Source organism: Vibrio sp. D54 (genome assembly GCF_021728075.1).
GTDB classification, from domain to species: Bacteria; Pseudomonadota; Gammaproteobacteria; order Enterobacterales; family Vibrionaceae; genus Vibrio; species Vibrio alginolyticus.
In genome coordinates, this window is the sequence record NZ_JAKKCS010000018.1 from 77407 (window position 1) to 99167 (window position 21761).

General features: G+C 44.4%; 19 protein-coding genes. 10 read left to right on the plus strand and 9 right to left on the minus strand.

All coding sequences use genetic code 11. The annotated features are described in order from the left end of the window. Nucleotides 1-129: 129 nt before the first annotated feature. Nucleotides 130-1800, minus strand: a complete 1671-nt coding sequence (locus L3V37_RS19810) for a SulP family inorganic anion transporter (RefSeq protein WP_005379997.1) — start codon at nt 1798-1800, stop codon at nt 130-132. Between the two features lie 281 nt (nt 1801-2081). Here L3V37_RS19810 and can point away from each other — a divergent pair, with 281 nt between their 5' ends. Continuing rightward, nucleotides 2082-2750, plus strand: coding sequence for a carbonate dehydratase (gene can, locus L3V37_RS19815; RefSeq protein ID WP_005379996.1), 669 nt, complete (start codon nt 2082-2084; stop codon nt 2748-2750). A 77-nt stretch (nt 2751-2827) separates the two neighbouring features. Here the strand turns inward: can and hpt are convergent, their stop codons facing one another. Further along, nucleotides 2828-3358, minus strand: a complete 531-nt coding sequence (gene hpt, locus L3V37_RS19820; RefSeq protein ID WP_005379995.1) for a hypoxanthine phosphoribosyltransferase — start codon at nt 3356-3358, stop codon at nt 2828-2830. Between the two features lie 319 nt (nt 3359-3677). On the opposite strand from hpt, the gene opaR reads away from it, so the two are divergent. Continuing rightward, nucleotides 3678-4292: a transcriptional regulator OpaR gene (opaR, locus tag L3V37_RS19825; protein WP_005379994.1), complete on the plus strand. Its 615-nt coding sequence runs from the start codon at nt 3678-3680 to the stop codon at nt 4290-4292. Nucleotides 4293-4437: 145 nt separating this feature from the next. Here opaR and lpdA read toward each other — a convergent pair whose 3' ends face one another. From lpdA to ampD, 5 genes are all read right to left on the minus strand, one after another. After that, nucleotides 4438-5865, minus strand: coding sequence for a dihydrolipoyl dehydrogenase (lpdA, locus tag L3V37_RS19830; protein ID WP_005379993.1), 1428 nt, complete (start codon nt 5863-5865; stop codon nt 4438-4440). A 267-nt stretch (nt 5866-6132) separates the two neighbouring features. Beyond that, on the minus strand, nt 6133-8031 hold the full coding sequence (aceF, locus tag L3V37_RS19835) for a pyruvate dehydrogenase complex dihydrolipoyllysine-residue acetyltransferase (RefSeq protein WP_005386611.1): 1899 nt from the start codon (nt 8029-8031) through the stop codon (nt 6133-6135). Nucleotides 8032-8050: 19 nt separating this feature from the next. Further along, complete coding sequence (gene aceE / locus L3V37_RS19840) at nt 8051-10714, minus strand: pyruvate dehydrogenase (acetyl-transferring), homodimeric type (protein ID WP_005386612.1); 2664 nt, start codon at nt 10712-10714, stop codon at nt 8051-8053. A gap of 48 nt (nt 10715-10762) precedes the next feature. Further along, on the minus strand, nt 10763-11530 hold the full coding sequence (gene pdhR / locus L3V37_RS19845; RefSeq protein ID WP_005379989.1) for a pyruvate dehydrogenase complex transcriptional repressor PdhR: 768 nt from the start codon (nt 11528-11530) through the stop codon (nt 10763-10765). 405 nt (nt 11531-11935) lie between these two features. Next, nucleotides 11936-12487 carry a 1,6-anhydro-N-acetylmuramyl-L-alanine amidase AmpD gene (ampD, locus tag L3V37_RS19850; protein WP_042521337.1) on the minus strand — a complete coding sequence of 184 codons (552 nt, stop codon included), beginning with the start codon at nt 12485-12487 and terminating at the stop codon, nt 11936-11938. Between the two features lie 92 nt (nt 12488-12579). On the opposite strand from ampD, the gene nadC reads away from it, so the two are divergent. From nadC to yacG, 8 genes are all read left to right on the plus strand, one after another. Continuing rightward, the gene (nadC, locus tag L3V37_RS19855; protein WP_171344524.1) at nt 12580-13467 is read left to right on the plus strand and encodes a carboxylating nicotinate-nucleotide diphosphorylase; all 888 of its coding nucleotides are present in this window, start codon (nt 12580-12582) and stop codon (nt 13465-13467) included. A 262-nt stretch (nt 13468-13729) separates the two neighbouring features. Next, nucleotides 13730-14164 carry a type IV pilin protein gene (locus L3V37_RS19860; protein ID WP_171344525.1) on the plus strand — a complete coding sequence of 145 codons (435 nt, stop codon included), beginning with the start codon at nt 13730-13732 and terminating at the stop codon, nt 14162-14164. Nucleotides 14165-14172: 8 nt separating this feature from the next. Continuing rightward, on the plus strand, nt 14173-15858 hold the full coding sequence (gene pilB / locus L3V37_RS19865; RefSeq protein ID WP_171344526.1) for a type IV-A pilus assembly ATPase PilB: 1686 nt from the start codon (nt 14173-14175) through the stop codon (nt 15856-15858). 23 nt (nt 15859-15881) lie between these two features. Continuing rightward, complete coding sequence (locus L3V37_RS19870) at nt 15882-17105, plus strand: type II secretion system F family protein (RefSeq protein ID WP_171344527.1); 1224 nt, start codon at nt 15882-15884, stop codon at nt 17103-17105. A 64-nt stretch (nt 17106-17169) separates the two neighbouring features. Then, entirely contained in the window at nt 17170-18039 is an 870-nt protein-coding gene (locus tag L3V37_RS19875) for an A24 family peptidase (RefSeq protein ID WP_017635919.1), read from the plus strand. Then, nucleotides 18040-18654: a dephospho-CoA kinase gene (gene coaE, locus L3V37_RS19880; RefSeq protein ID WP_017635920.1), complete on the plus strand. Its 615-nt coding sequence runs from the start codon at nt 18040-18042 to the stop codon at nt 18652-18654. A gap of 27 nt (nt 18655-18681) precedes the next feature. After that, nucleotides 18682-19422, plus strand: coding sequence for a cell division protein ZapD (gene zapD, locus L3V37_RS19885; protein WP_005373086.1), 741 nt, complete (start codon nt 18682-18684; stop codon nt 19420-19422). 158 nt (nt 19423-19580) lie between these two features. Next, on the plus strand, nt 19581-19775 hold the full coding sequence (gene yacG / locus L3V37_RS19890) for a DNA gyrase inhibitor YacG (RefSeq protein ID WP_017635922.1): 195 nt from the start codon (nt 19581-19583) through the stop codon (nt 19773-19775). An 825-nt stretch (nt 19776-20600) separates the two neighbouring features. Here the strand turns inward: yacG and rplS are convergent. Both rplS and trmD read right to left on the minus strand, forming a co-directional pair. Next, a complete protein-coding gene (gene rplS, locus L3V37_RS19895; RefSeq protein WP_005379971.1) occupies nt 20601-20954 on the minus strand; it encodes a 50S ribosomal protein L19 in 354 nt (117 codons plus the stop codon). Nucleotides 20955-20995: 41 nt separating this feature from the next. Further along, nucleotides 20996-21757: a tRNA (guanosine(37)-N1)-methyltransferase TrmD gene (gene trmD, locus L3V37_RS19900; RefSeq protein WP_005385420.1), complete on the minus strand. Its 762-nt coding sequence runs from the start codon at nt 21755-21757 to the stop codon at nt 20996-20998. Nucleotides 21758-21761: the final 4 nt, after the last annotated feature.

Here is a 21761-nt window from a genome sequence, read left to right on the forward strand (position 1 = left end):
ATTACAAATAAACCTTTCGATAATATTGGAAATATAACCCTTACCTCGTAAAGGTTATCTCTGAGTAAGACAAAATAGAGCATAAAAAAACGCAACAGGACACTGTTGCGTTTTTAACTGTCAGAATGATTACGCCGTTATGCGCTGATACTGGTCTGCCTCAACATGTGCCACCGCCGCATTCAATGCTTCGTAACGGAATTGGTACATATTTTCATCCGGGACAAGGTCAATCACATGGAATTTCTCTAGCTGTTCTCGTGTTCGCTCATTCGGGCATAATAAATACACGGCACAATTGGCATCGAGAGCATCCTTAATCGCATTCTCTAATGCCAAACCGACGGTCACATCAATCATTGGTACATCCGTAAGATCGAGAATCATCACGTCATAGTCCGAAATACTAGAGTGTTGACGTGAAATGGCTTTAGAAACACTAAAGATCATCGGACCGGAAAGATAAAAGAACAGCACTTTACCATTCGCACGATCCAACAAGCCACGCTCGCTGTCAGTCAGCGGCACATCATCTTCATCCGCGTCGCTGATCGCTTTTACTTGTCGCGCCTGCTCTCGGCTCAAACGCTCGATGATGATAATGTTCGAGATAAAGACGCCTAAACCCACCGCAACGATAAGATCAACGAATACTGTAAGCAACATAACGCCATACATCACCGCCATTCCGGAAAAACTTACCTTATGTGCCCTCTGAATAAAGCTCCAGTCTAGGATGTTAAAGCCAACATACACCGCAATGCCTGCTAACACAGCCATCGGGATTGGCTCTGTTAACCCGCCAGCAACCAGTACAACCAACGCCAACATTAGTGCACGAATCACACCAGATAATGGCGAACGAGCCCCAACTTGGATATTCGTTACCGTCCCCATGGTAGCCCCCGCCCCCGGCAGCGCACCAAACAAGCCTGAGATCATGTTAGCTAACCCTTGACCTCGCAGCTCTTTATCTGAGTCGTGTTCTTTACGAGTTAATGAGTCACCGATAACTGCCGTTAACAAAGTATCAATACAACCTAATGTGCCTAGCACTAATGCATCAATGACCATCTCGACAAACATATCTGTGTCAATGTATGGTGCGACGAGAGAAGGTAACCCAGCAGGAATTTCACCGATACGACGAATATCTTCTGTATCAAAGAGAATCACAGACAATAAAGTCACCGCGACCAATGCCACGAGCTGTGCAGGAACGTATTTACGATATTGCTTAGGGAAGAAAAAAAGAATCCCCAAAGTCAGTAGTCCCAAAAACAACTCACTGAACTTAAGGTTAGAAATGGTCTCCGGCAAAGCAGATAACGTTCCGAGTACTCCCCCTGAAGGCGCAGCATGCCCCATCAAAGGCGATAACTGCAGAATGATAAGAATCACACCTATGCCAGACATAAACCCAGAAATAACGCTGTAAGGCATCAAGGTAACGTATTTACCCAGTTTTAACGTCCCCAATAGGATTTGGAACGCTCCAGCCATCATGACAACTGTGAAAGTCATAGCCATGCCCGTTTCTGGGTATTTCGCCATCATACTGGTTAATACTGCGGTCATGATTACCGTCATTGGCCCTGTCGGTTCTGATATTAACGTATTAGAACCACCAAATAACGAGGCAAACAAACCGACCATTATTGCCCCCCAAAGGCCGGCCTCAGCCCCGGCTCCGGATGCAACACCAAACGCTAACGCCAGAGGGAGAGAGATAATCGCCGTGGTTACCCCGCCAAACACATCCCCTTTGAAATTGATATCTTCAAAACGACTACCGAACACTGCTGATTTTCCCTGCATTCAATTTTAAAAAGTAAAATATCACTACTTTAACGAGCTAGGCGAAAATTTAAACCATAAATAGATTAAGGCTAAATTCACACCACAAATAGTTTCACCAGATTTTACTTTTTTCTTAATGAAAACTAGTCAGATGAGTCCTATCTGACGAATATTTAACGAGATCGAAATTGTAACATTGTGTATAGTTACAACACTGATCGCTTGCATGTGCACACAAACAGCGGCAGCGATTTTGTCTTTTAAGGGAAGTAGTTTGCAAAATGCCGGAAATAAAACAGTTATTTGAAAACAATTCGAAATGGTCTCAAGAGATCAAATCTGATCGACCTGAATACTTCGCAAAACTCGCAGAGGGGCAAAAGCCTGATTTTCTTTGGATTGGCTGCTCTGATAGCCGCGTTCCTGCCGAGCGACTAACCGGACTATACTCAGGTGAACTCTTTGTTCATCGGAATGTTGCAAACCAAGTTATCCATACTGATCTCAACTGTCTATCGGTCGTCCAGTACGCCGTAGACGTTCTTAAGGTTAAACACATCATTGTCTGTGGACACTATGGATGTGGTGGCGTAAATGCAGCCATTGATAACCCTAAACTAGGTCTTATTAATAATTGGCTGTTACATATCAGAGATATCTATTTCAAACACCGCACTTACCTAGATCAAATGCCGCAACAAGATCGAGCGGATAAACTAGGCGAGCTTAATGTTGCAGAGCAAGTGTACAACTTGGGTAACTCAACCATCCTGCAAAACGCTTGGGAGCGTGGGCAAGATGTTGAAATTCATGGTGTGGTATACGGAATTGAAGATGGTCGCTTAGAGTACTTAGGCATTCGTTCTAACTCTAAGGAAACCGTAGAAGCGTCTTACCAGAAAGCTCTTTCGACAATTCTAAATACAGACAACAAGCTCCTTTGTCGCTAAGTCATATCTAAAAGTTGAACGAAAAACGCCCATCTTAGATGGGCGTTTTTTTATATTTTTAATGCTGAACTCAATAATTATTCTTGAGGTACAACTTTACCGATGTATGGTAAGTGGCGGTATTTCTGCGCGTAATCAATACCCACCCCAACGACAAACTCATCTGGGATTTCGAAACCAATCCAATCCACAGGAACATTCACTTCACGACGAGATGGTTTATCTAGGAGCGTACAAATCGCGATAGACTTCGGCTCACGCAGTGATAAGATCTCACGGATTTTATTTAGTGTGTTACCTGTATCAATGATGTCTTCAACAAGCAGAATGTCTTTACCTTTGATGTCATCATCCAAATCTTTCAAGATACGAACGTCACGTGAGCTTTCCATCGTATTGCCGTAGCTTGACGCAGTCATAAAATCAACTTGGTGAGTCAGTTCGATAGCACGTGCCAAGTCTGCCATAAATACAAATGAGCCTCGCAATAAGCCTACCAACACAAGATCTTCACTACCTTGATAACGCTCTGTAATTTGTTTGCCTAATTCACGAACTCGCTCCTGAACTTCTTGCTCAGAAATCATGACTTCTATTGTATGTTTCATACTGTGCTCAATCTAAATTTGTGGGTTGAGGTAAGTCGCACGCAAACGATCACCTAATCTTACGGCGTGTAGTGTATCACCACGTTCATTGGGTTGAAAGTCGCATCCTGTTGCCAAAAAATCTTGGAAGAAGGTCTTAGTTTTATAAAGTTCATAGCTAAATTTATCAATAATAATGACATTACTGTATATAAATTGTTCTACAGATGTTGACCTTGTGCATATGCACCATTACACTCATCACTGCTTTAAGCAACTATTAAAATAATCAATTAGGGGGTTACCCCCAATATCAACTCAAATGGCAAGGAAAATGGATATGGACTCAATTGCAAAGAGACCTAGAACTAGGCTTTCTCCAATTAAGCGTAAGCAACAGTTAATGGAAATCGCATTGGAAGTATTTGCGCGCCGCGGCATCGGTCGTGGTGGTCACGCAGATATCGCAGAAATTGCTCAAGTTTCTGTAGCGACTGTTTTTAACTACTTCCCTACACGCGAAGACTTGGTGGATGAAGTTCTCAATCACGTCGTACGTCAGTTCTCAAACTTCCTATCGGATAACATAGACCTAGACTTACATGCACGTGAAAACATCGCCAATATTACTAATGCGATGATCGAGCTTGTCAGCCAAGATTGTCACTGGCTAAAAGTATGGTTCGAGTGGAGTGCTTCAACACGTGACGAAGTATGGCCATTGTTTGTTTCAACTAACCGTACTAACCAGTTGCTGGTACAAAACATGTTCATTAAAGCAATTGAACGTGGCGAAGTGTGTGACCAGCACGATTCAGAACACTTGGCAAACCTGTTCCACGGTATTTGTTACTCACTGTTTGTCCAAGCGAACCGCGCTAAAGGTGAAGCGGAGCTGAAACACCTAGTGAATTCATACTTAGATATGCTTTGCATTTACAACCGTGAACACTAAAGCTTAGCTCGTAATATATGTCAGCCCACCGTTTGGTGGGCTTTTTATTGTCTGCTGTCAGCTAAGCACACATTTATATTTCTATATAACAAGCATAAAAAAACCGCTGCAATGCAGCGGCTTCTATCATTCAGTCAGAAAAAGCTTACTTCTTCTTAACTGCTTTTTTGTTTGGCAGGTCAGTGATTGAACCTTCAAATACTTCAGCAGCTAGACCTACAGACTCGTGTAGAGTTGGGTGAGCGTGGATAGTCAGAGCGATATCTTCTGCATCACAGCCCATCTCAATTGCAAGGCCAATTTCACCAAGTAGTTCACCACCGTTAGTACCAACGATAGCACCACCGATTACGCGGTGAGTTTCTTTGTCGAAGATTAGCTTAGTCATACCGTCTGCACAGTCAGATGCGATTGCACGACCTGATGCTGCCCATGGGAATGTTGCTACTTCGTACTTGATGCCTTCTTCTTTCGCTTCTTTTTCAGTCTTACCAACCCAAGCCACTTCTGGCTCAGTGTACGCAATTGAAGGGATAACTTTAGGGTCGAAGTAGTGCTTCTTACCAGAGATAACTTCAGCAGCTACGTGACCTTCATGCACACCTTTGTGAGCAAGCATTGGTTGACCAACGATATCACCGATCGCGAAGATGTGAGGAACGTTAGTACGCATTTGCTTATCAACGTTGATGAAGCCGCGCTCGTCAATTTCTAGACCCGCTTTTTCACCGTCGATTAGCTTACCATTTGGTACACGACCGATAGCAACTAGAACCGCATCGTAACGCTCAGCTTCAGCTGGCGCTTTCTTGCCTTCCATTGAAACGTAGATACCGTCTTCTTTTGCTTCAACTGCTGTTACTTTCGTTTCTAGCATTAGCTTGAACTTGTCTTTGATACGCTTAGTAAATACTTTCACGATATCTTTGTCTGCTGCAGGAATTACCTGGTCAAACATTTCAACAACTTCAACTTTAGAACCTAGAGAGTGGTAAACCGTACCCATTTCTAGACCGATGATACCACCGCCCATGATAAGCAGTTTTTCTGGCACTTCTTTTAGTTCAAGAGCGTCAGTAGAGTCCCAAATACGTGGGTCTTCATGCGGGATAAATGGCAGTTTGATTGGACGAGAACCAGCCGCAACGATTGCGTTGTCAAAGTTAACAACTGTTGGCTCACCTTCGCCTTCTACAAGGATAGAGTTAGGGCCAGTGAACTTACCGTAACCGTTAACTACTGTTACGTTACGCATCTTAGCCATACCGCTTAGGCCGCCAGTTAGTTGGTTAACAACTTTTTCTTTCCAGATGCGGATTTTGCTGATGTCTGTTTGAGGCTCACCGAACACAACGCCGTGGTCAGCCATCGCTTTCGCTTCTTCAATTACTTTAGAAACGTGAAGCAGTGCTTTAGATGGGATACAACCCACGTTCAGACATACACCGCCAAGCGTGCTGTAACGTTCAACTAGTACGGTTTCAAGACCTAAGTCCGCACAACGGAATGCAGCGGAGTAACCAGCAGGACCAGAACCAAGTACAACAACTTGGGCTTTAATTTCTTTGCTCATTTTGACCTCTTGTAGTCATTATCCCTAACAGGCTGAGTGGGTATCGATTTTTTATGTTTAAGAGAGATTTGTTTTAAACAGTTATTTTCAGACCGCTAACAGTTTACAGAGATGTTAATGGTGTGAAAAGTAAATCAATTTAGCCTGTGAGCTAGACAACAATTCGATTGTGAAAACCCTGAACGAAGCAAGGCTGATAACCAAATTGTCGGTAATTATGATTAGCAGAGGCGGCTAAGTTGCCGCCTCTCATTCATCTAATTTCTATTACAGAACTAGACGACGAATGTCAGATAGACATGAGTTTAGGTAAGTGATGAAGCGCGCACCTTCAGCACCATCGATCACACGGTGGTCGTATGATAGAGACAGTGGAAGTTGTAGACGCGGTTCGAACTCTTTACCGTTCCATACCGGTTTCATTTCTGACTTAGACACACCTAGGATACCAACTTCTGGCGCGTTTACGATTGGAGTAAACGCCGTACCGCCGATACCGCCTAGGCTAGAGATAGTGAAACAGCCACCTTGCATGTCAGCAGCTGTTAGCTTGCCTGCACGTGCTTTCTTAGAAACCGCCATTAGCTCTTCAGATAGCTCGTAGATGCCTTTCTTGTTCACGTCTTTAAATACAGGAACAACTAGACCGTTTGGTGTATCTACCGCGATACCAACATTCACGTATTTCTTCAGAATTAGGCTCTCACCGTCTTCTGATAGAGAAGAGTTGAACGCTGGGAACGCTTCAAGCGCTTTAGCTACCGCTTTCATGATGAACACAAGTGGTGTGATCTTCATGCCAGTGTCTTTCTTCGCTTCAATCGCGTTTTGCTCTTTACGGAATGCTTCAAGAGCCGTGATGTCTGCGTTATCCCACTGTGTAACGTGCGGGATCATTACCCAGTTACGGTGTAGGTTTGCGCCAGAGATCTTCTTAATGCGAGATAGCGGTTGAACTTCTGTCTCACCAAACTTGCTGAAGTCCACTTTTGGCCATGGTAGTAGACCAAGAGCCGCGCCGTCGCCTTTGCCAGATGCTGCTGCACCTGCGCCAGACTCAAGACGCTTAAGTGCATCTTTCACGTAAGCTTGAACGTCTTCTTTTAGGATACGGCTCTTACGACCAGAACCTTTAACCTTAGAAAGATTAACGCCAAATTCACGCGCTAGACGACGAACAACTGGAGACGCGTGAGCGTACTCATCGTTTTCTTTGAAATCGCCAGTCGCTGCTGGAGCTGCTGCCGCTGGAGCTTCTGCTTTAGGAGCCGGAGCTGCAGGTGCTGCCGCTTGAGCTGGAGCTGGAGCTGCTGCAGGAGCAGGTGCTGCACCCGCCACTTCGAATACCATGATTAGTGAGCCAGTAGACACTTTGTCGCCAGCTGCAATCTTGATTTCTTTAACTGTGCCAGCGAATGGTGCAGGAACTTCCATAGAAGCTTTGTCACCTTCAACAGTGATTAGAGATTGCTCTTCTTCCACTGTGTCGCCAACCGCAACCATGATCTCAGTAACTTCAACTTCGTCGCCGCCGATATCTGGTACGTTCACTTCTTTTGCCGCAGACGCTGCTGGAGCTGCTGCCGCAGGAGCTTCAGCAGCCGCTGGTGCTGCTGGAGCGCCTGAACCTGCTGTTTCGAATACCATGATAAGTGAGCCAGTCGATACTTTATCGCCTGCTGCAACTTTGATCTCTTTTAGAGTACCTGCGAATGGCGCTGGAACTTCCATAGAAGCTTTGTCGCCTTCAACAGTTAGAAGAGATTGCTCTTCTTCGATGCTGTCGCCAACGGCAACCATGATTTCAGTAACTTCTACTTCATCACCACCGATGTCTGGTACGTGAACTTCTTTTAGTTCTGCCGCTGCTGCTGGAGCTGGAGCTGCTGCTGGAGCTGCTTCTGCCGCAGGAGCAGGTGCAGCGTCAGCTGCACCCTCGGCTTCGAAAATCATGATTAGAGAACCAGTAGAAACCTTGTCGCCTTCTGCAACTTTGATTTCTTTAACGATACCCGCTTGAGAAGCAGGAACTTCCATAGAAGCTTTATCGCCTTCAACTGTGATCAGAGACTGCTCTTCTTCAACCTTGTCGCCAACGCTTACAAGAATCTCAGTAACTTCAACCTCATCCGCACCGATGTCTGGTACATTAATTTCGATTGCCATTTCTTATCTACCTTCTTAATTAAGCGTATAGCGGGTTTGTTTTCTCTGTGTCGATGTCGAATTTCTTAATTGCTTCTGCAACTACAGATTTCTCAACTTCGCCACGTTTCGCTAGTTCAGTTAGCGCTGCTACTACTACGTAACCTGCGTTCACTTCGAAGTGACGACGTAGGTTTTCACGGCTGTCTGAACGACCGAAGCCATCAGTACCAAGAACTTTGAAAGACTCAGCAGGAATGTATGCACGAACCTGCTCTGCGTAGTTCTTCATGTAGTCAGTTGCTGCGATAGCAGGTTCAGTACCCATTACTGTTTGGATGTAAGGTACTTTCGCTTCCGCTTCTGGGTGAAGCATGTTGAAACGCTCTGCATCTTGGCCATCGCGAGTTAGTTCGTTGAATGACGTTACAGAGTAAACATCAGAAGCAACACCGTAATCTTCGCTTAGGATTTGAGCTGCTTTACGTACTTCATTCATGATAGTACCAGAGCTCATTAGCTGAACTTTCGCTTTGTCGCCCGTGTAAGTTTCTAGCTTGTAGATACCTTTACGGATGCCTTCTTCAGCGCCTTCTGGCATTGCTGGCATTGCGTAGTTTTCGTTCATTAGCGTTAGGTAGTAGAACACGTTTTCTTGTTCTGGACCGTACATACGACGGATACCGTCTTGCATGATTACTGCTACTTCGTACGCGAATGTTGGGTCGTAAGAAATACAGTTAGGAACCGTACCCGCCAAAATGTGCGAGTGGCCGTCTTCGTGCTGTAGACCTTCACCGTTCAACGTTGTACGACCCGCAGTTGCACCTAGTAGGAAACCACGTGCTTGTTGGTCACCAGCCATCCACGCCATGTCGCCAACACGTTGGAAGCCGAACATTGAGTAGTAGATGTAGAACGGGATCATTGGTAGGTCGTTTGTCGAGTATGAAGTCGCAGCAGCAACCCATGAAGACATAGCACCTAGCTCGTTGATACCTTCTTGTAGAACCTGACCTGAAGTCGCTTCTTTGTAGTAAGAAACAACGCCACGGTCTTCTGGTGTGTAAGTTTGGCCGTGCGGGTTGTAGATACCGATTTGACGGAACAGACCTTCCATACCGAATGTACGTGCTTCGTCAGCAATGATAGGAACGATGTTCTTACCAATGTTCTTGTTCTTAAGTAGAACGTTTAGTGCACGTACGAATGCCATAGTAGAAGAGATATCACGCTTCTGTTCTTCTAGTAGTGGCTTGAATTCTTCTAGCTCAGGAACGATGAATTCTTGAGTGAATTTTGGTAGACGCTGTGGCGTGTAGCCGTGTAGCGCTTTACGACGAGCGTGTAGGTATTCGTACTCTTTTGAACCTTCTTCAAGTTTCAGGTACGGAAGTTCTTTCACTGCTTCGTCAGTTAGGATGTCTTGAAGACCTAGACGGTCACGTAGGTGTAGTACGTGAGTCATGTCCATCTTCTTAACTTGGTGCGCGATGTTCTTACCTTCAGCCGCTTCACCCATGCCGTAACCTTTAACAGTCTTAGCTAGGATTACTGTTGGACGACCTTTAGTTTCTGCCGCGTTTTTGTATGCCGCGTATAGCTTAGAAGACTCGTGACCACCTCGCTTAAGTGCGAAGATTTCGTCATCAGTCATGTCAGCAACAAGTGCAGCTGTCTCTGGGTACTTACCAAAGAAGTGCTCACGTACGTACGCGCCATCTTTAGATTTGAATGTTTGGTAGTCGCCGTCGATCGTTTCATTCATAAGCTGTAGAAGCTTACCAGTCGTATCTTTAGCTAGTAGTGAATCCCAGTTGTTACCCCAGATTACCTTCACTACGTTCCAACCTGCACCTTTGAACAGACCTTCAAGTTCTTGAATGATCTTACCGTTACCCATTACAGGACCATCTAGACGCTGTAGGTTACAGTTGATTAGGAAACATAGGTTGTCTAGTTTCTCACGCGCAGCGAAAGAGATAGCACCACGTGATTCTGGCTCATCCATCTCACCGTCACCTAGGAACGCGTAAACGCGCTGCTCTGAAGTATCTTTAAGACCACGGCCTTCTAGGTACTTAAGGAAACGAGCTTGGTAGATAGAAGCGATTGGACCTAGGCCCATCGATACTGTCGGGAACTGCCAGAATTCAGGCATCAGTTTAGGGTGCGGGTATGAAGGAATACCTTTGCCGTCTACTTCTTGACGGAAGTTGTCTAGCTGCTCTTCAGTTAGACGACCTTCAACGAATGCACGTGAGTAGATACCTGGTGAAATGTGACCTTGGTAGTAAACTAGGTCGCCACCATCCTTCTCGTTTGGTGCACGGAAGAAGTGGTTGAAACATGTCTCGTAGAACGCAGCAGAAGACTGGAAAGACGCCATGTGGCCGCCTAGCTCTAGGTCTTTCTTAGATGCACGTAGAACGATCATGATAGCGTTCCAACGAATAATTGAGCGAATACGACGCTCAAGTGTTGTGTCACCTGGGTATGCTGGTTCTTGGTCTGCAGGAATCGTGTTGATGTAGTTAGTTGTGATACCTGTTGGCATATCAACACCGTCTAGACGTGCTTTATCTAGAACTTGCTCTAATAGGAATTGAGCACGCTCTAGACCTTCTTCACGTACAACTGACTCAAGCGCTTGTAGCCATTCTTGAGTTTCCAGTGCATCTACGTCATGCTTCATATCAGACATGGCGATCTATCCTTCTGTTGGTTGGATCTACTTATTTAAGTAACGCTCTTACGAGTCGTTACCCTGCTGAATTCGACGTAGAGAACGCTCTCGTCGAGACTCTTCTCGAGTCAAATCCAACAATGTTTCTTCGATGTAAGCCAAGTGCGAGTGGGACATTTCTCGCGCCTTTTCAGGCTGACCAGAAACAATCGCATCCACGATATTGGCTCGGTGTTTACTGACTTTCTCGACCGCTTCTGGGCGGCGACGTAGTAATTTAAAATTTTGTAGAATATTTTGCTCAAGCAAAGGTGCTAAGCTTCGAACAATGTGCAACAAAACCACGTTGTGCGCGGCTTCTGTCAAAGCGATCAAAAATTGCATCACTTCCGCAGATTCAGCTTCGATATCGTTGTTTGCTTGCTCTTGGCTAATGCGTTCAAGGCAACCTTGAATACGCGCAAAATCTTCTTCGGTACCACGTAAAGCTGCAAAGTAAGCTGAAATTCCTTCCATTGCATGACGAGACTCAAGCACATCAAGCTGGGTTTCAGAATGACTAGACAACAAATTCAACAAGGGATCTGAAAAGCTCTTCCAGATATTCTCACTTACGAATGTTCCGCCACCTTGGCGACGAGTCAACAAACGCTTCGCTTCCAAGCGTTGAATGGCTTCTCGGACTGAAGGACGAGACACATCGAACTGTTTTGCCAGTTCACGCTCTGGAGGCAGTTGTTGCCCCGGAGACAATGTTCCTTCCACTATCAACCTTTCTAACTCTTGTTCTATAACATCAGAGAGTTTTGGCTGACGAATCCTTTGATAAGCCATAATTTATTGTTCTTCTACTCTTGCAGGTAATTGGTAATACCAATTTTAAGTTGGTGCAGAAATTAACATAATTAAAACGCCACTGTCCAGCCGAAAATTGACCTAAATCATAGAACGAGCTTACTTCCAACACTCTGATAACAATCGACTGTTAAAACAGCAATAGAATTGGTATGACCAATTACATAAAGCATACAAATGGGAAGTCGACGTGCTAGCAGTTTTGGAAAAGAAATACAGAAAATGACAAAATTATCAGTCTATTTATTCACCAAAACGGCATGTGCGAGCGTAAAAATGTAGTTAACTTTTAACAATCATTAATATTTCTGGTATCAAAAAAAGGCATACCTGATCGTATGCCTTATTTATTTCGCTTTTTTGAATTTACACTTTCGCTACAAATCAACGCTGTATAAGCAGTCTATATTTCACCCAATCAAAGCTTAGACCAGGATCGCTTTTTCTCAAGGGCGCAATATATTGATGACCGGTAATTCGTGGCGGGGTGATTTGAGGATAAGACTGCATAATCACCTCAGTGATCTCTGCAAGTGATTGATATTGCGCTTCTGTGTAGGCAGTAAATTCTGTCCCTTCAAGCTCGATACCAATGGAATAGTCATTACAACGCTCCCTGCCCGCGAAACTGGATTGACCGGCATGCCATGCTCTATCGAGAAAAGAAACAAATTGAACAACCTCGCCGTTTCTCTTAATCAAGCAATGTGCAGAAACGCCCATTTTGTGAATAACTTCAAAAAATGGATGTTCATTTGGGTCTAGCTTGCCAGTGAAGAAGTCCTCTATATATGGTCCACCAAACTGCCCAGGAGGCAAACTGATGTTGTGTACCACCAGCAGAGAGATGTCGTTTATATCAGAGCGGGCATCAAAAAATGGTGACGGAACATGCTTTGCCTGTGTCAGCCAGCCATTCTCGATAATTGGGCGCATATCAACCTCTCTACTTTGCAAATTAACTGCTGAAATTATTGACACCGGAGAGTATCATTCGTTGCCATCTCCCTTTCAAGACAAGATTTGCGATGAAGAACACACACAACATTCAAGAACGCCTAGAATACCTTAAACAACAACTCCCTTTAGAGATCACTCGCTCTGTCGCTGATACCTTAAAAGAAGATCTAGGTGGCAGTGTCGACGCAGATAATGACATTACTGCATCTTTGATCCCTGCCGAAGCGGTTAATACCGCAACTATTATTACTCGTGAGCATGGTGTGTTCTGTGGTCAAGCATGGGCTGATGAAGTTTTTAAACAGCTCGGTGGCAAGGTCAGCATTGAATGGCACGTAAAGGACGGCGATAAAATCGAACCTAACCAAACCCTTTGCACGCTGACAGGCCCTGCTCGTGACTTGTTGACTGGTGAGCGTAACGCAATGAATTTCATCCAAACGCTGTCTGGCTGCGCAACAGTTACTGCAGAGTACGCTGAAAAAATCGCGCATACTGAGTGTCGTCTACTAGATACACGTAAAACCATTCCAGGTCTGCGTAGCGCACTAAAATACGCCGTGACGTGTGGTGGTGGCTTTAATCATCGCATCGGCGTGTTCGACGCTTACCTCATTAAAGAAAACCACATTATTGCTTGTGGTGGCATCACCCAAGCCATCCAAAAAGCGAAAGAGCTTAATCCAGGCAAACCGGTAGAAGTCGAAACGGAAAGCTTAGAAGAGTTGAAACAAGCGATAGAGGCTGGTGCCGACATCATCATGCTCGATAACTTCACAAAAGAAATGATGCGTGAAGCCGTAGCGATTAACGCAGGTCGTGCCGCTTTAGAGAACTCCGGCAACATTACGCTAGAGACCATCGCAGAATACGCAGAAACCGGTGTCGATTACATTTCGGTAGGCGCGTTGACTAAGCATCTAAAAGCGATGGATCTTTCGATGCGCTTCAAATAATAAAAGCAACACAATCTCAATTACTTCAACTAACTCAGTAAGTTGTGAGTAACTCTTCATTTAAAAGGGCCAATTGGCCCTTTCTTTTTATCCACTAAAAAAATAGTACTACTCGCAAAACTCTGCATGCGATATGCAACTTTTCACCAAAGAGTTTTATCTCACTCGAGAGCCCATCCCTTCCCCATTTTCAACCCACCTTAACTCTCCATAATCTTTTGCCAATGCAAGAGCATTATTAATTTTTAAGAAAGGGTTAAAAATGAAAAACAGTAAACAGAAAAAACAACAGGGTTTTACTCTGATCGAATTGATGATCGTGGTGGCGATTATTGGAGTGTTATCAGCAGTCGCAATCCCTGCATATAAAAGTTATGTGACAAAAAGCGAATTGGCCTCTGGCGCAACTACAGTTAGAAACCTTCTAACAAACATTGATATGTACCAACAGGAAAATGGGACATATGTAGGAATGACACTACCTAAAGTTGGCGCATCTACAACTATGAGCGGACTTGGAGACTTAGCACTAGCTAATTTAACGGTGAGCTCAGCAGATGCTACTTTCACATTTGATAACTCTTCAGTAAACACCGCCGTTATAACGTACAGTAAATCGTCTTCAGGCTGGACATGTTTAATTACTCCAAACAATGCAACAGCAATTACCGCAGAAACTCGACCAAAAGGCTGCTGATAACATAAATGTTAACAAATCTCTCAACAATTCTTCGCCAAAAAGGGTTACTGACATTTTCCCAAGAAGAATCGTTAATAGAGCAAGTCAAAGCTTCTGGCATTTCGATGCCAGAGGCTTTACTCAGTTCTGGATTATTTACATCAAGCGAACTCGCTGAGCACTTAAGTTCTCTCTTTAGTTTGAGTCAGCCCGAGTTATCTCAGTATGAGTACGCTTCGCTTTGTCAACAACTCGGTCTACGTGAATTAATCACTCGACATAACGCACTCCCACTCCAGCGTACGCCTTCAACTTTATTATTAGCCGTTGCCGACCCGACGAACCAACAAACAGAAGATGACTTCCGCTTTGCCACTGGGTTACAGGTTGAACTAGTCTTGGCGGATTTTCGTCAACTCAGCGCGGCAATTCGACGCTTGTATGGTCGTTCATTGAATCATGAGAAGTCTGGGTTAAAAGAGATCAACCAAGAAGAGTTAGCCAACCTGGTTGATGTGGGCGCAGATGAAATCGACAACATTGAAGACTTGAGCCAAGATGAGTCTCCTGTTAGCCGTTACATCAACCAAATTCTGTTGGACGCTGTGCGCAAAGGCGCATCCGATATCCACTTTGAGCCTTATGAAAAGATGTACCGCGTGCGCCTACGCTGTGATGGCATCTTAATTGAAACACAGCAGCCACCAAGCCACTTAAGTCGCCGCTTATCCGCTCGTATCAAAATCCTCTCTAAGCTTGATATTGCAGAGCGACGTTTACCACAAGATGGGCGTATTAAGCTCAAGTTGAATCACGACACCGCGATTGATATGCGTGTATCCACGCTACCGACTCTATTCGGAGAGAAAATTGTATTACGACTGCTCGACAGCAGCTCTGCTTCACTGGATATCGACAAGCTTGGTTATAGCGAACAACAAAAACAATTGTACTTGGATGCGCTGCGTCGCCCACAAGGCATGATTCTGATGACAGGCCCAACCGGGAGCGGAAAAACCGTATCTCTGTACACTGGGCTAAGTATCCTCAATAAGCCAGAAATCAACATTTCCACGGCAGAAGACCCAGTAGAAATTAACTTATCGGGCATTAACCAAGTTCAAGTTCAGCCTAAGATTGGTTTTGGTTTTGCCGAAGCCCTGCGCTCTTTCTTACGTCAAGACCCGGATGTGGTAATGGTCGGTGAGATTCGTGACTTAGATACCGCCGAAATCGCTATAAAAGCATCGCAAACCGGTCACTTAGTACTTTCAACCTTACATACCAATTCTGCGGCTGAAACGGTTATTCGTTTATCAAACATGGGCGTAGAAAGCTTTAACTTGGCCTCCTCTCTTAGTTTGATCATTGCCCAGCGCTTGGCCCGTAAACTGTGCTCGCACTGTAAAAAATCACAAGAGCTTACCGTTCAGCTACAACATCTTGGAATTCAAGCAAGCGACAACATTTTTAAAGCCAATCCCGATGGATGCGATGAGTGTACCCATGGTTATTCCGGCCGAACGGGAATTTATGAAGTGATGCGCTTTGATGAATTTCTTTCCGAAGCGCTTATTAAAGGCGCCTCGGTGCATGAACTAGAAAAACTCGCCATCGCAAACGGGATGAGCACGTTACAAATGTCGGGCATAGAAAAACTCAAACAAGGGATCACAAGTTTTAGTGAACTACAGCGCGTACTTTATTTTTAATCCTTTAATCAGCAGTCACCTCTATGAAAAGCACTACACCACAACTTAAAAACTTCCGCTGGAAAGGCATCAACAGTTCAGGCAAAAAGACATCTGGGCAAACCCTCGCGATGACAGAAATTGAAGTACGCGAGCGTCTAGACGCACAGCACATCAAGATCAAGAAGTTAAAGAAAAGCAGTATCTCGTTTCTCACTAAACTCAGCCATCGCGTGAAAGGCAGAGACATCACGGTGTTTACCCGTCAGATTTCGACGATGTTGATAACCGGTGTACCCTTAGTTCAGGCTTTAAAATTAGTCTCAGAAAATCATAAAAAAGCAGAGATGAAATCCATTTTGATGAGCGTGACACGCGCCGTTGAAGCGGGGGCGCCCATGTCAAAAGCCATGCGCACTGCAAGTGAACACTTTGACCCACTCTATACCGATCTTATCGCCACAGGTGAGCAATCCGGTAACTTAGCAGAAGTGTTCGAGCGCTTAGCCACCTACCGAGAAAAAAATGAACAACTCCGTGCGAAAGTGATCAAAGCACTGATTTACCCAGCTATGGTAGTGCTAGTCGCGTTAGGTGTGTCGTTTATCATGCTCACCAAAGTCATTCCCGAGTTTGAAAAAATGTTTGTTGGTTTTGGTGCTGATTTACCTTGGTTTACCAGGCAAGTATTAGATCTTTCCGTCTGGACACAAAACTGGAGTCCGTTTATCGCACTAGGCTCCATGAGTTTATTCATCTCGGCGAGAATCCTCTCTAAGCGTTCAGATTCTTTTCGCTTAACGCTCAATCGATCTATGCTTAAATTTCCTGTCCTTGGGCCTGTATTATCAAAAGCAGCGATCGCCAAATTTAGTCGAACACTCGCCACAAGCTTTACAGCGGGCATTCCAATTCTAACCAGTTTAAAAACTACATCAAAAACATCAGGAAACTTGCACTATCAACTCGCCATAGAAGAAGTTTACCGTGATACCGCCGCAGGTATGCCAATGTATGTAGCCATGCGCAACTGTAATGTGTTCCCTGAATTGGTGTTACAAATGGTTATGATCGGTGAAGAGTCTGGTCGACTTGACGATATGCTCAATAAAGTTGCAACAATCTACGAGTTTGAAGTCGACAACACCGTCGACAACCTTAGTAAAATTCTAGAGCCACTAATTATCGTTTTTTTAGGTATCGTTGTTGGCGGATTAGTGACAGCAATGTACTTGCCAATCTTTAACTTAATGAGTGTATTGGGCTAGAATGAGCTGTTAACTCCTTTAAAACAGCATCTTGCTGATTTCACTCATCGCTCAAGAGACAAATATGGAAGTATTCCAGTACTACCCTTGGCTATTCGTTGTGTTTGCCACCATCTTCGGTCTGATCGTGGGTAGCTTCCTCAATGTGGTTATTTATCGACTACCTAAAATCATGGAACTAGAATGGCGACGCGAATGTGCCGAGTCATTTCCTGAATACAAAATAGAACCTCCTAAAGAAGTGCTGACCTTGAGCGTTCCACGCTCCTCCTGCCAGAAATGCGCAACACCGATACGTATTCGCGACAACATTCCTGTGATTAGCTGGCTGCTTTTAAAAGGCAAATGTCACAACTGTCAGGCAACCATTAGCGCACGCTATCCACTTATTGAACTGCTCACCGCGTTCTGTTCAGGCTTTATAGCTTATTACTTTGGTTTTAGTTACTTTACCGTTGCCCTACTCTTTTTTACTTTTATCTTAATCGCCGCAACATTTATCGATCTCGATACTATGTTGTTACCTGACCAATTAACATTACCATTAACTTGGGCTGGCATTGCCTTAGCATTAGTCGAAATAAGTCCTGTTACTCTACAAGATTCTGTCATTGGTGCTATTGCTGGTTACCTATGTCTCTGGTCCGTTTACTGGGGCTTTAAGTTACTTACTGGTAAAGAAGGAATGGGGTATGGTGATTTTAAACTACTAGCGGCACTAGGAGCTTGGCTAGGTTGGCAGTCACTGCCGATGATCATTCTACTTTCTTCTGTGGTTGGCATCGTATTTGGCATCATTCAACTACGCTTGCAAAAGCAGGGAATTGAAAAAGCTTTCCCTTTCGGTCCTTACTTAGCAATTGCTGGTTGGATAAGCTTAATTTGGGGCGACCAGATTTTAAACTGGTACTTTACTTCAGTTCTAGGAGTGTAAATGGCTTTGGTTATTGGTTTAACAGGTGGTATCGCTAGTGGAAAAACAACCGTCGCGAATCTGTTCAAACAACAATTTAAAATCGATATCGTCGATGCCGACATTGTAGCAAGAGAAGTTGTCGAGCCAGGTACTCCCGGCCTAAACGCGATTATTGAACACTTTGGTCACGATATCGTTCGTGAAGACCAAACTTTAGATCGCGCAAAGCTGAGAGAAAAAATCTTTTCGAATTCAGATGAAAAAGCATGGCTCAACGCACTGTTGCACCCGATAATTCGTGAAAAGATGATCGAAGATTTGCAGCAAGTCACTTCAGAGTATGCGTTACTTGTGGTGCCGTTGCTCGTAGAAAACAAGCTAGATAGTTTGTGTGATCGCGTTCTTGTCGTCGATGTAGAACCGAATACACAGATATCTCGCACGATGAAACGAGACAATGTGAGTGAAGATCAAGTTCGCGCCATCCTTGCCTCTCAAGCATCAAGAGAGCAAAGGCTCGCGCTTGCAGACGATGTGGTTAAGAATAATCCAAGTGACCCTGATCTTTTGCTTCAAATCACAGATTTGCACGAAAAGTACCTAGCCATGTGTAAGAAAAATCTGCGAAAATAGGAACGAAACTCACAAAGGCTTATGTCGATGACCACGCACAAATTTGAACATCCGTTAAATGAGAAAACTCGTATTTATCTAAGAGTGGAGTCTCTGCTGCGTCAGGCTCACTTGGCCTCTGGGTTTAGCGAAAATCATCAGTATCAACTGTTTTTCCGTGCGTTATTCGATATGGTTGAGATCTTCGAACAAATCCAACTGAAAAGTGAACTGGCTAAAGATCTTGAGAAGCAACGGCTGTCGTACCGCCATTGGCTAAATGTTGATGGTGTCGATCAAGACGCATTAAATACCTTGCTACAAGAGATAGATGTCGTTCATAGCCAACTAATGGGTGCTGAACGTTTTGGCCAAGCATTAAAAGAAGATCGCTTCCTAAGCTCTATCCGCCAACGCTTTAATCTACCGGGTGGTTCATGCTGCTTTGATCTGCCAGCATTACACTACTGGCTTCACCTACCCATTGAACGTAAAAAGCGTGATGCACAACAGTGGCAAGCAAGCTTAAAGCCCTTATCTGATGCGCTTTCGTTATGGTTAAAGCTCACTAGAGAGACCGGACATTTCAAAGCTCAAATCGGTCGTGCAGGTTTCTTCCAAAGCGACGCTGATGAAGCCAACATTCTAAGACTTCACATCCCAATGGAATATGGCGTTTATCCTATGATTTCAGGTCATAAAAATCGCTTTGCGATCAAGTTCATGTCGTTTGAAAACGGTCAAGCGTGCACACAAGATATTGAGTTTGAACTTGCTGTGTGCAGCTAAGACGACACTACGCCTCGCCTCCATAATCTAAAATTCAACGCTTTATTGCGCTTATATTTGATAAAATTTCGTAGCAGCAATAGCGCGTTGAATAAGCCATCTTTAATTCGTTTAGGTATACTACCCTTTAACACCAATTAGTAATGGGACGCTCAACTATGTCTAAAGTTACCATCGTTCAATGCCCACAATGTGGCGCCGACGTAGAATGGGGAGAACAAAGCCCTCATCGCCCTTTCTGCAGTAAACAATGCCAAATGATTGATTTTGGTGAATGGGCAGATGAAGAAAACACCATCCCTGGCGCACCCGATATGTCCGATAGTGATGGCTGGTCTGAAGACCAGTATTAAATTGAGACCTAGGGTAAAGGAATACCCTAGGTTCCTTCTTAGGGAATCTGAATCACGCTCCTTCGTCGCTGTCCAGAATGACGAATTTTAACCACGGTACTCTATAATCTTTGACCATCATTTCCTGTCATTCCGAGGAGCCATAGCGGCATCAGAAATCTACTCATAGCAAGGATGAAGCTAACAACATAAATACTTGCATACTCGACTAGTAGATTCTGAATCACGCTCCTTCGTCGCTGTCCAGAATGACGAATTTTAACCACGGTACCCTGTAATCTTTGGCTATCAATTCCCGTCATTCAGAGGAGCCATAGCGGCATCAGGAATCTACTCATAGCAAGGATGAAGCTAACAACTTAAACAATTGCATGCTCGACTAGTAGATTCTGAATCACGCTCCTTCGTCGCTGTCCAGAATGACGAATTTTAACCACGGTACTCTGTAATCTTTGACCATCATTTCCTGTCATTCCGAGGAGCCATAGCGACATTAAGAATCTACTAACAGCAAGGATGAAGCTAACAACTTAAACACTTACATTCTCAACTAGTAGATTCTGAATCACGCTCCTTCGTCGCTATCCAGAATGACGAATTTTAACCACAGTACCCAGTAATATTTGATCATTGTTTCCCGTCATTCCGAGGAGCCATAGCGACATCAGGAATCTATTCACAACAAGACAGAGGCGTGGAGTGTACGTCAGTGCATGAGCATCGACAGTGCAGGTCGGGTGAAAAGAAACGAGCAAGCTAATTACACAAATAAAAAAACGGAGCCCTAAAAGGACTCCGTTTAAGATGAGAACGCTAGTTATAGCATTACTTCTTAGCAAGTTTCTCTTTGATACGAGCAGACTTACCAGAACGCTCACGTAGGTAGTACAACTTGGCACGACGTACTGCACCACGGCGTTTAACTTCGATGCTATCAACGATTGGAGAGTGTGTTTGGAACGTACGCTCAACACCTTCACCGTTAGAGATCTTACGTACAGTGAAAGCAGAGTGTAGACCACGGTTACGGATTGCGATTACAACGCCTTCGAAAGCCTGTAGACGCTCACGGTCACCTTCTTTTACCTTAACTTGAACTACAACAGTGTCACCTGGTGCAAATTTAGGTAGGTCTGATTTCATTTGCTCTTCTTCAAGAGCTTTGATGATGTTACTCATTTTTTAAATTCCTAGAATAAACTGATACTAAATAAATTAGGTTACTTTGCGTTATGTTCTTTAATGGCTTTATGCTCATTAACAAACTCAGCAAGTAATTGTTCCTGTTCGTCAGTCAGAGCTAGGTTTTCCAGGAGCTCTGGTCTTCTTAGCCAAGTACGGCCCAACGACTGCTTGAGTCGCCATTGACGAATGTCCTTGTGATTGCCTGACATCAGTACCGCTGGTACCTCTTTGTCATCCAATACTTCTGGACGCGTATAGTGAGGGCAATCTAACAAGCCATTTGCAAAAGAGTCTTCTTCTGCTGACGCGAAATCCCCTAGTACACCCGGAACAAACCGAGAAACAGAGTCGATTAACGTCATGGCTGGTATCTCACCACCCGTCATCACAAAATCACCAATCGACCATTCTTCGTCGACTTCAGATTGAATGATGCGCTCATCTACCCCTTCATAACGACCACAAATCAGAAGCAAGTTCTCATTCGTTGCCAGTTCTTCCACTCCTTTCTGGTCGAGCTTGCGACCTTGAGGAGAAAGGTAGATGACTTTCGTCTTGCCCGGTGAGGCTGCTTTCGCGGTATGAATGGCATCGCGCAAAGGCTGAACCATCATTAACATACCAGGGCCACCACCGTAAGGTCGGTCATCGACTGTGCGATGTTTGTCGTGAGTGAAATCTCTAGGATTCCAAGTCTCAATCGACAAAAGACCTTTTTTAACCGCTTGACCTGTTACTCCAAAATCAGTAACAGAACGGAACATTTCTGGAAAAAGGCTAATAACGCCAACCCACATGTTT

Bases quoted from the DNA above. Each gene is read 5' to 3' on its own strand.
- can (WP_005379996.1), top strand. From the start codon at position 2,082: ATGCCGGAAATAAAACAGTTATTTGAAAACAATTCGAAATGGTCTCAA.
- hpt (WP_005379995.1), bottom strand. From the start codon at position 3,358: ATGAAACATACAATAGAAGTCATGATTTCTGAGCAAGAAGTTCAGGAG.
- opaR (WP_005379994.1), top strand. From the start codon at position 3,678: ATGGACTCAATTGCAAAGAGACCTAGAACTAGGCTTTCTCCAATTAAG.
- lpdA (WP_005379993.1), bottom strand. From the start codon at position 5,865: ATGAGCAAAGAAATTAAAGCCCAAGTTGTTGTACTTGGTTCTGGTCCT.
- aceF (WP_005386611.1), bottom strand. From the start codon at position 8,031: ATGGCAATCGAAATTAATGTACCAGACATCGGTGCGGATGAGGTTGAA.
- aceE (WP_005386612.1), bottom strand. From the start codon at position 10,714: ATGTCTGATATGAAGCATGACGTAGATGCACTGGAAACTCAAGAATGG.
- pdhR (WP_005379989.1), bottom strand. From the start codon at position 11,530: ATGGCTTATCAAAGGATTCGTCAGCCAAAACTCTCTGATGTTATAGAA.
- ampD (WP_042521337.1), bottom strand. From the start codon at position 12,487: ATGCGCCCAATTATCGAGAATGGCTGGCTGACACAGGCAAAGCATGTT.
- nadC (WP_171344524.1), top strand. From the start codon at position 12,580: ATGAAGAACACACACAACATTCAAGAACGCCTAGAATACCTTAAACAA.
- L3V37_RS19860 (WP_171344525.1), top strand. From the start codon at position 13,730: ATGAAAAACAGTAAACAGAAAAAACAACAGGGTTTTACTCTGATCGAA.
- pilB (WP_171344526.1), top strand. From the start codon at position 14,173: ATGTTAACAAATCTCTCAACAATTCTTCGCCAAAAAGGGTTACTGACA.
- L3V37_RS19870 (WP_171344527.1), top strand. From the start codon at position 15,882: ATGAAAAGCACTACACCACAACTTAAAAACTTCCGCTGGAAAGGCATC.
- L3V37_RS19875 (WP_017635919.1), top strand. From the start codon at position 17,170: ATGGAAGTATTCCAGTACTACCCTTGGCTATTCGTTGTGTTTGCCACC.
- coaE (WP_017635920.1), top strand. From the start codon at position 18,040: ATGGCTTTGGTTATTGGTTTAACAGGTGGTATCGCTAGTGGAAAAACA.
- zapD (WP_005373086.1), top strand. From the start codon at position 18,682: ATGACCACGCACAAATTTGAACATCCGTTAAATGAGAAAACTCGTATT.
- yacG (WP_017635922.1), top strand. From the start codon at position 19,581: ATGTCTAAAGTTACCATCGTTCAATGCCCACAATGTGGCGCCGACGTA.
- rplS (WP_005379971.1), bottom strand. From the start codon at position 20,954: ATGAGTAACATCATCAAAGCTCTTGAAGAAGAGCAAATGAAATCAGAC.
- trmD (WP_005385420.1), bottom strand. From the start codon at position 21,757: ATGTGGGTTGGCGTTATTAGCCTTTTTCCAGAAATGTTCCGTTCTGTT.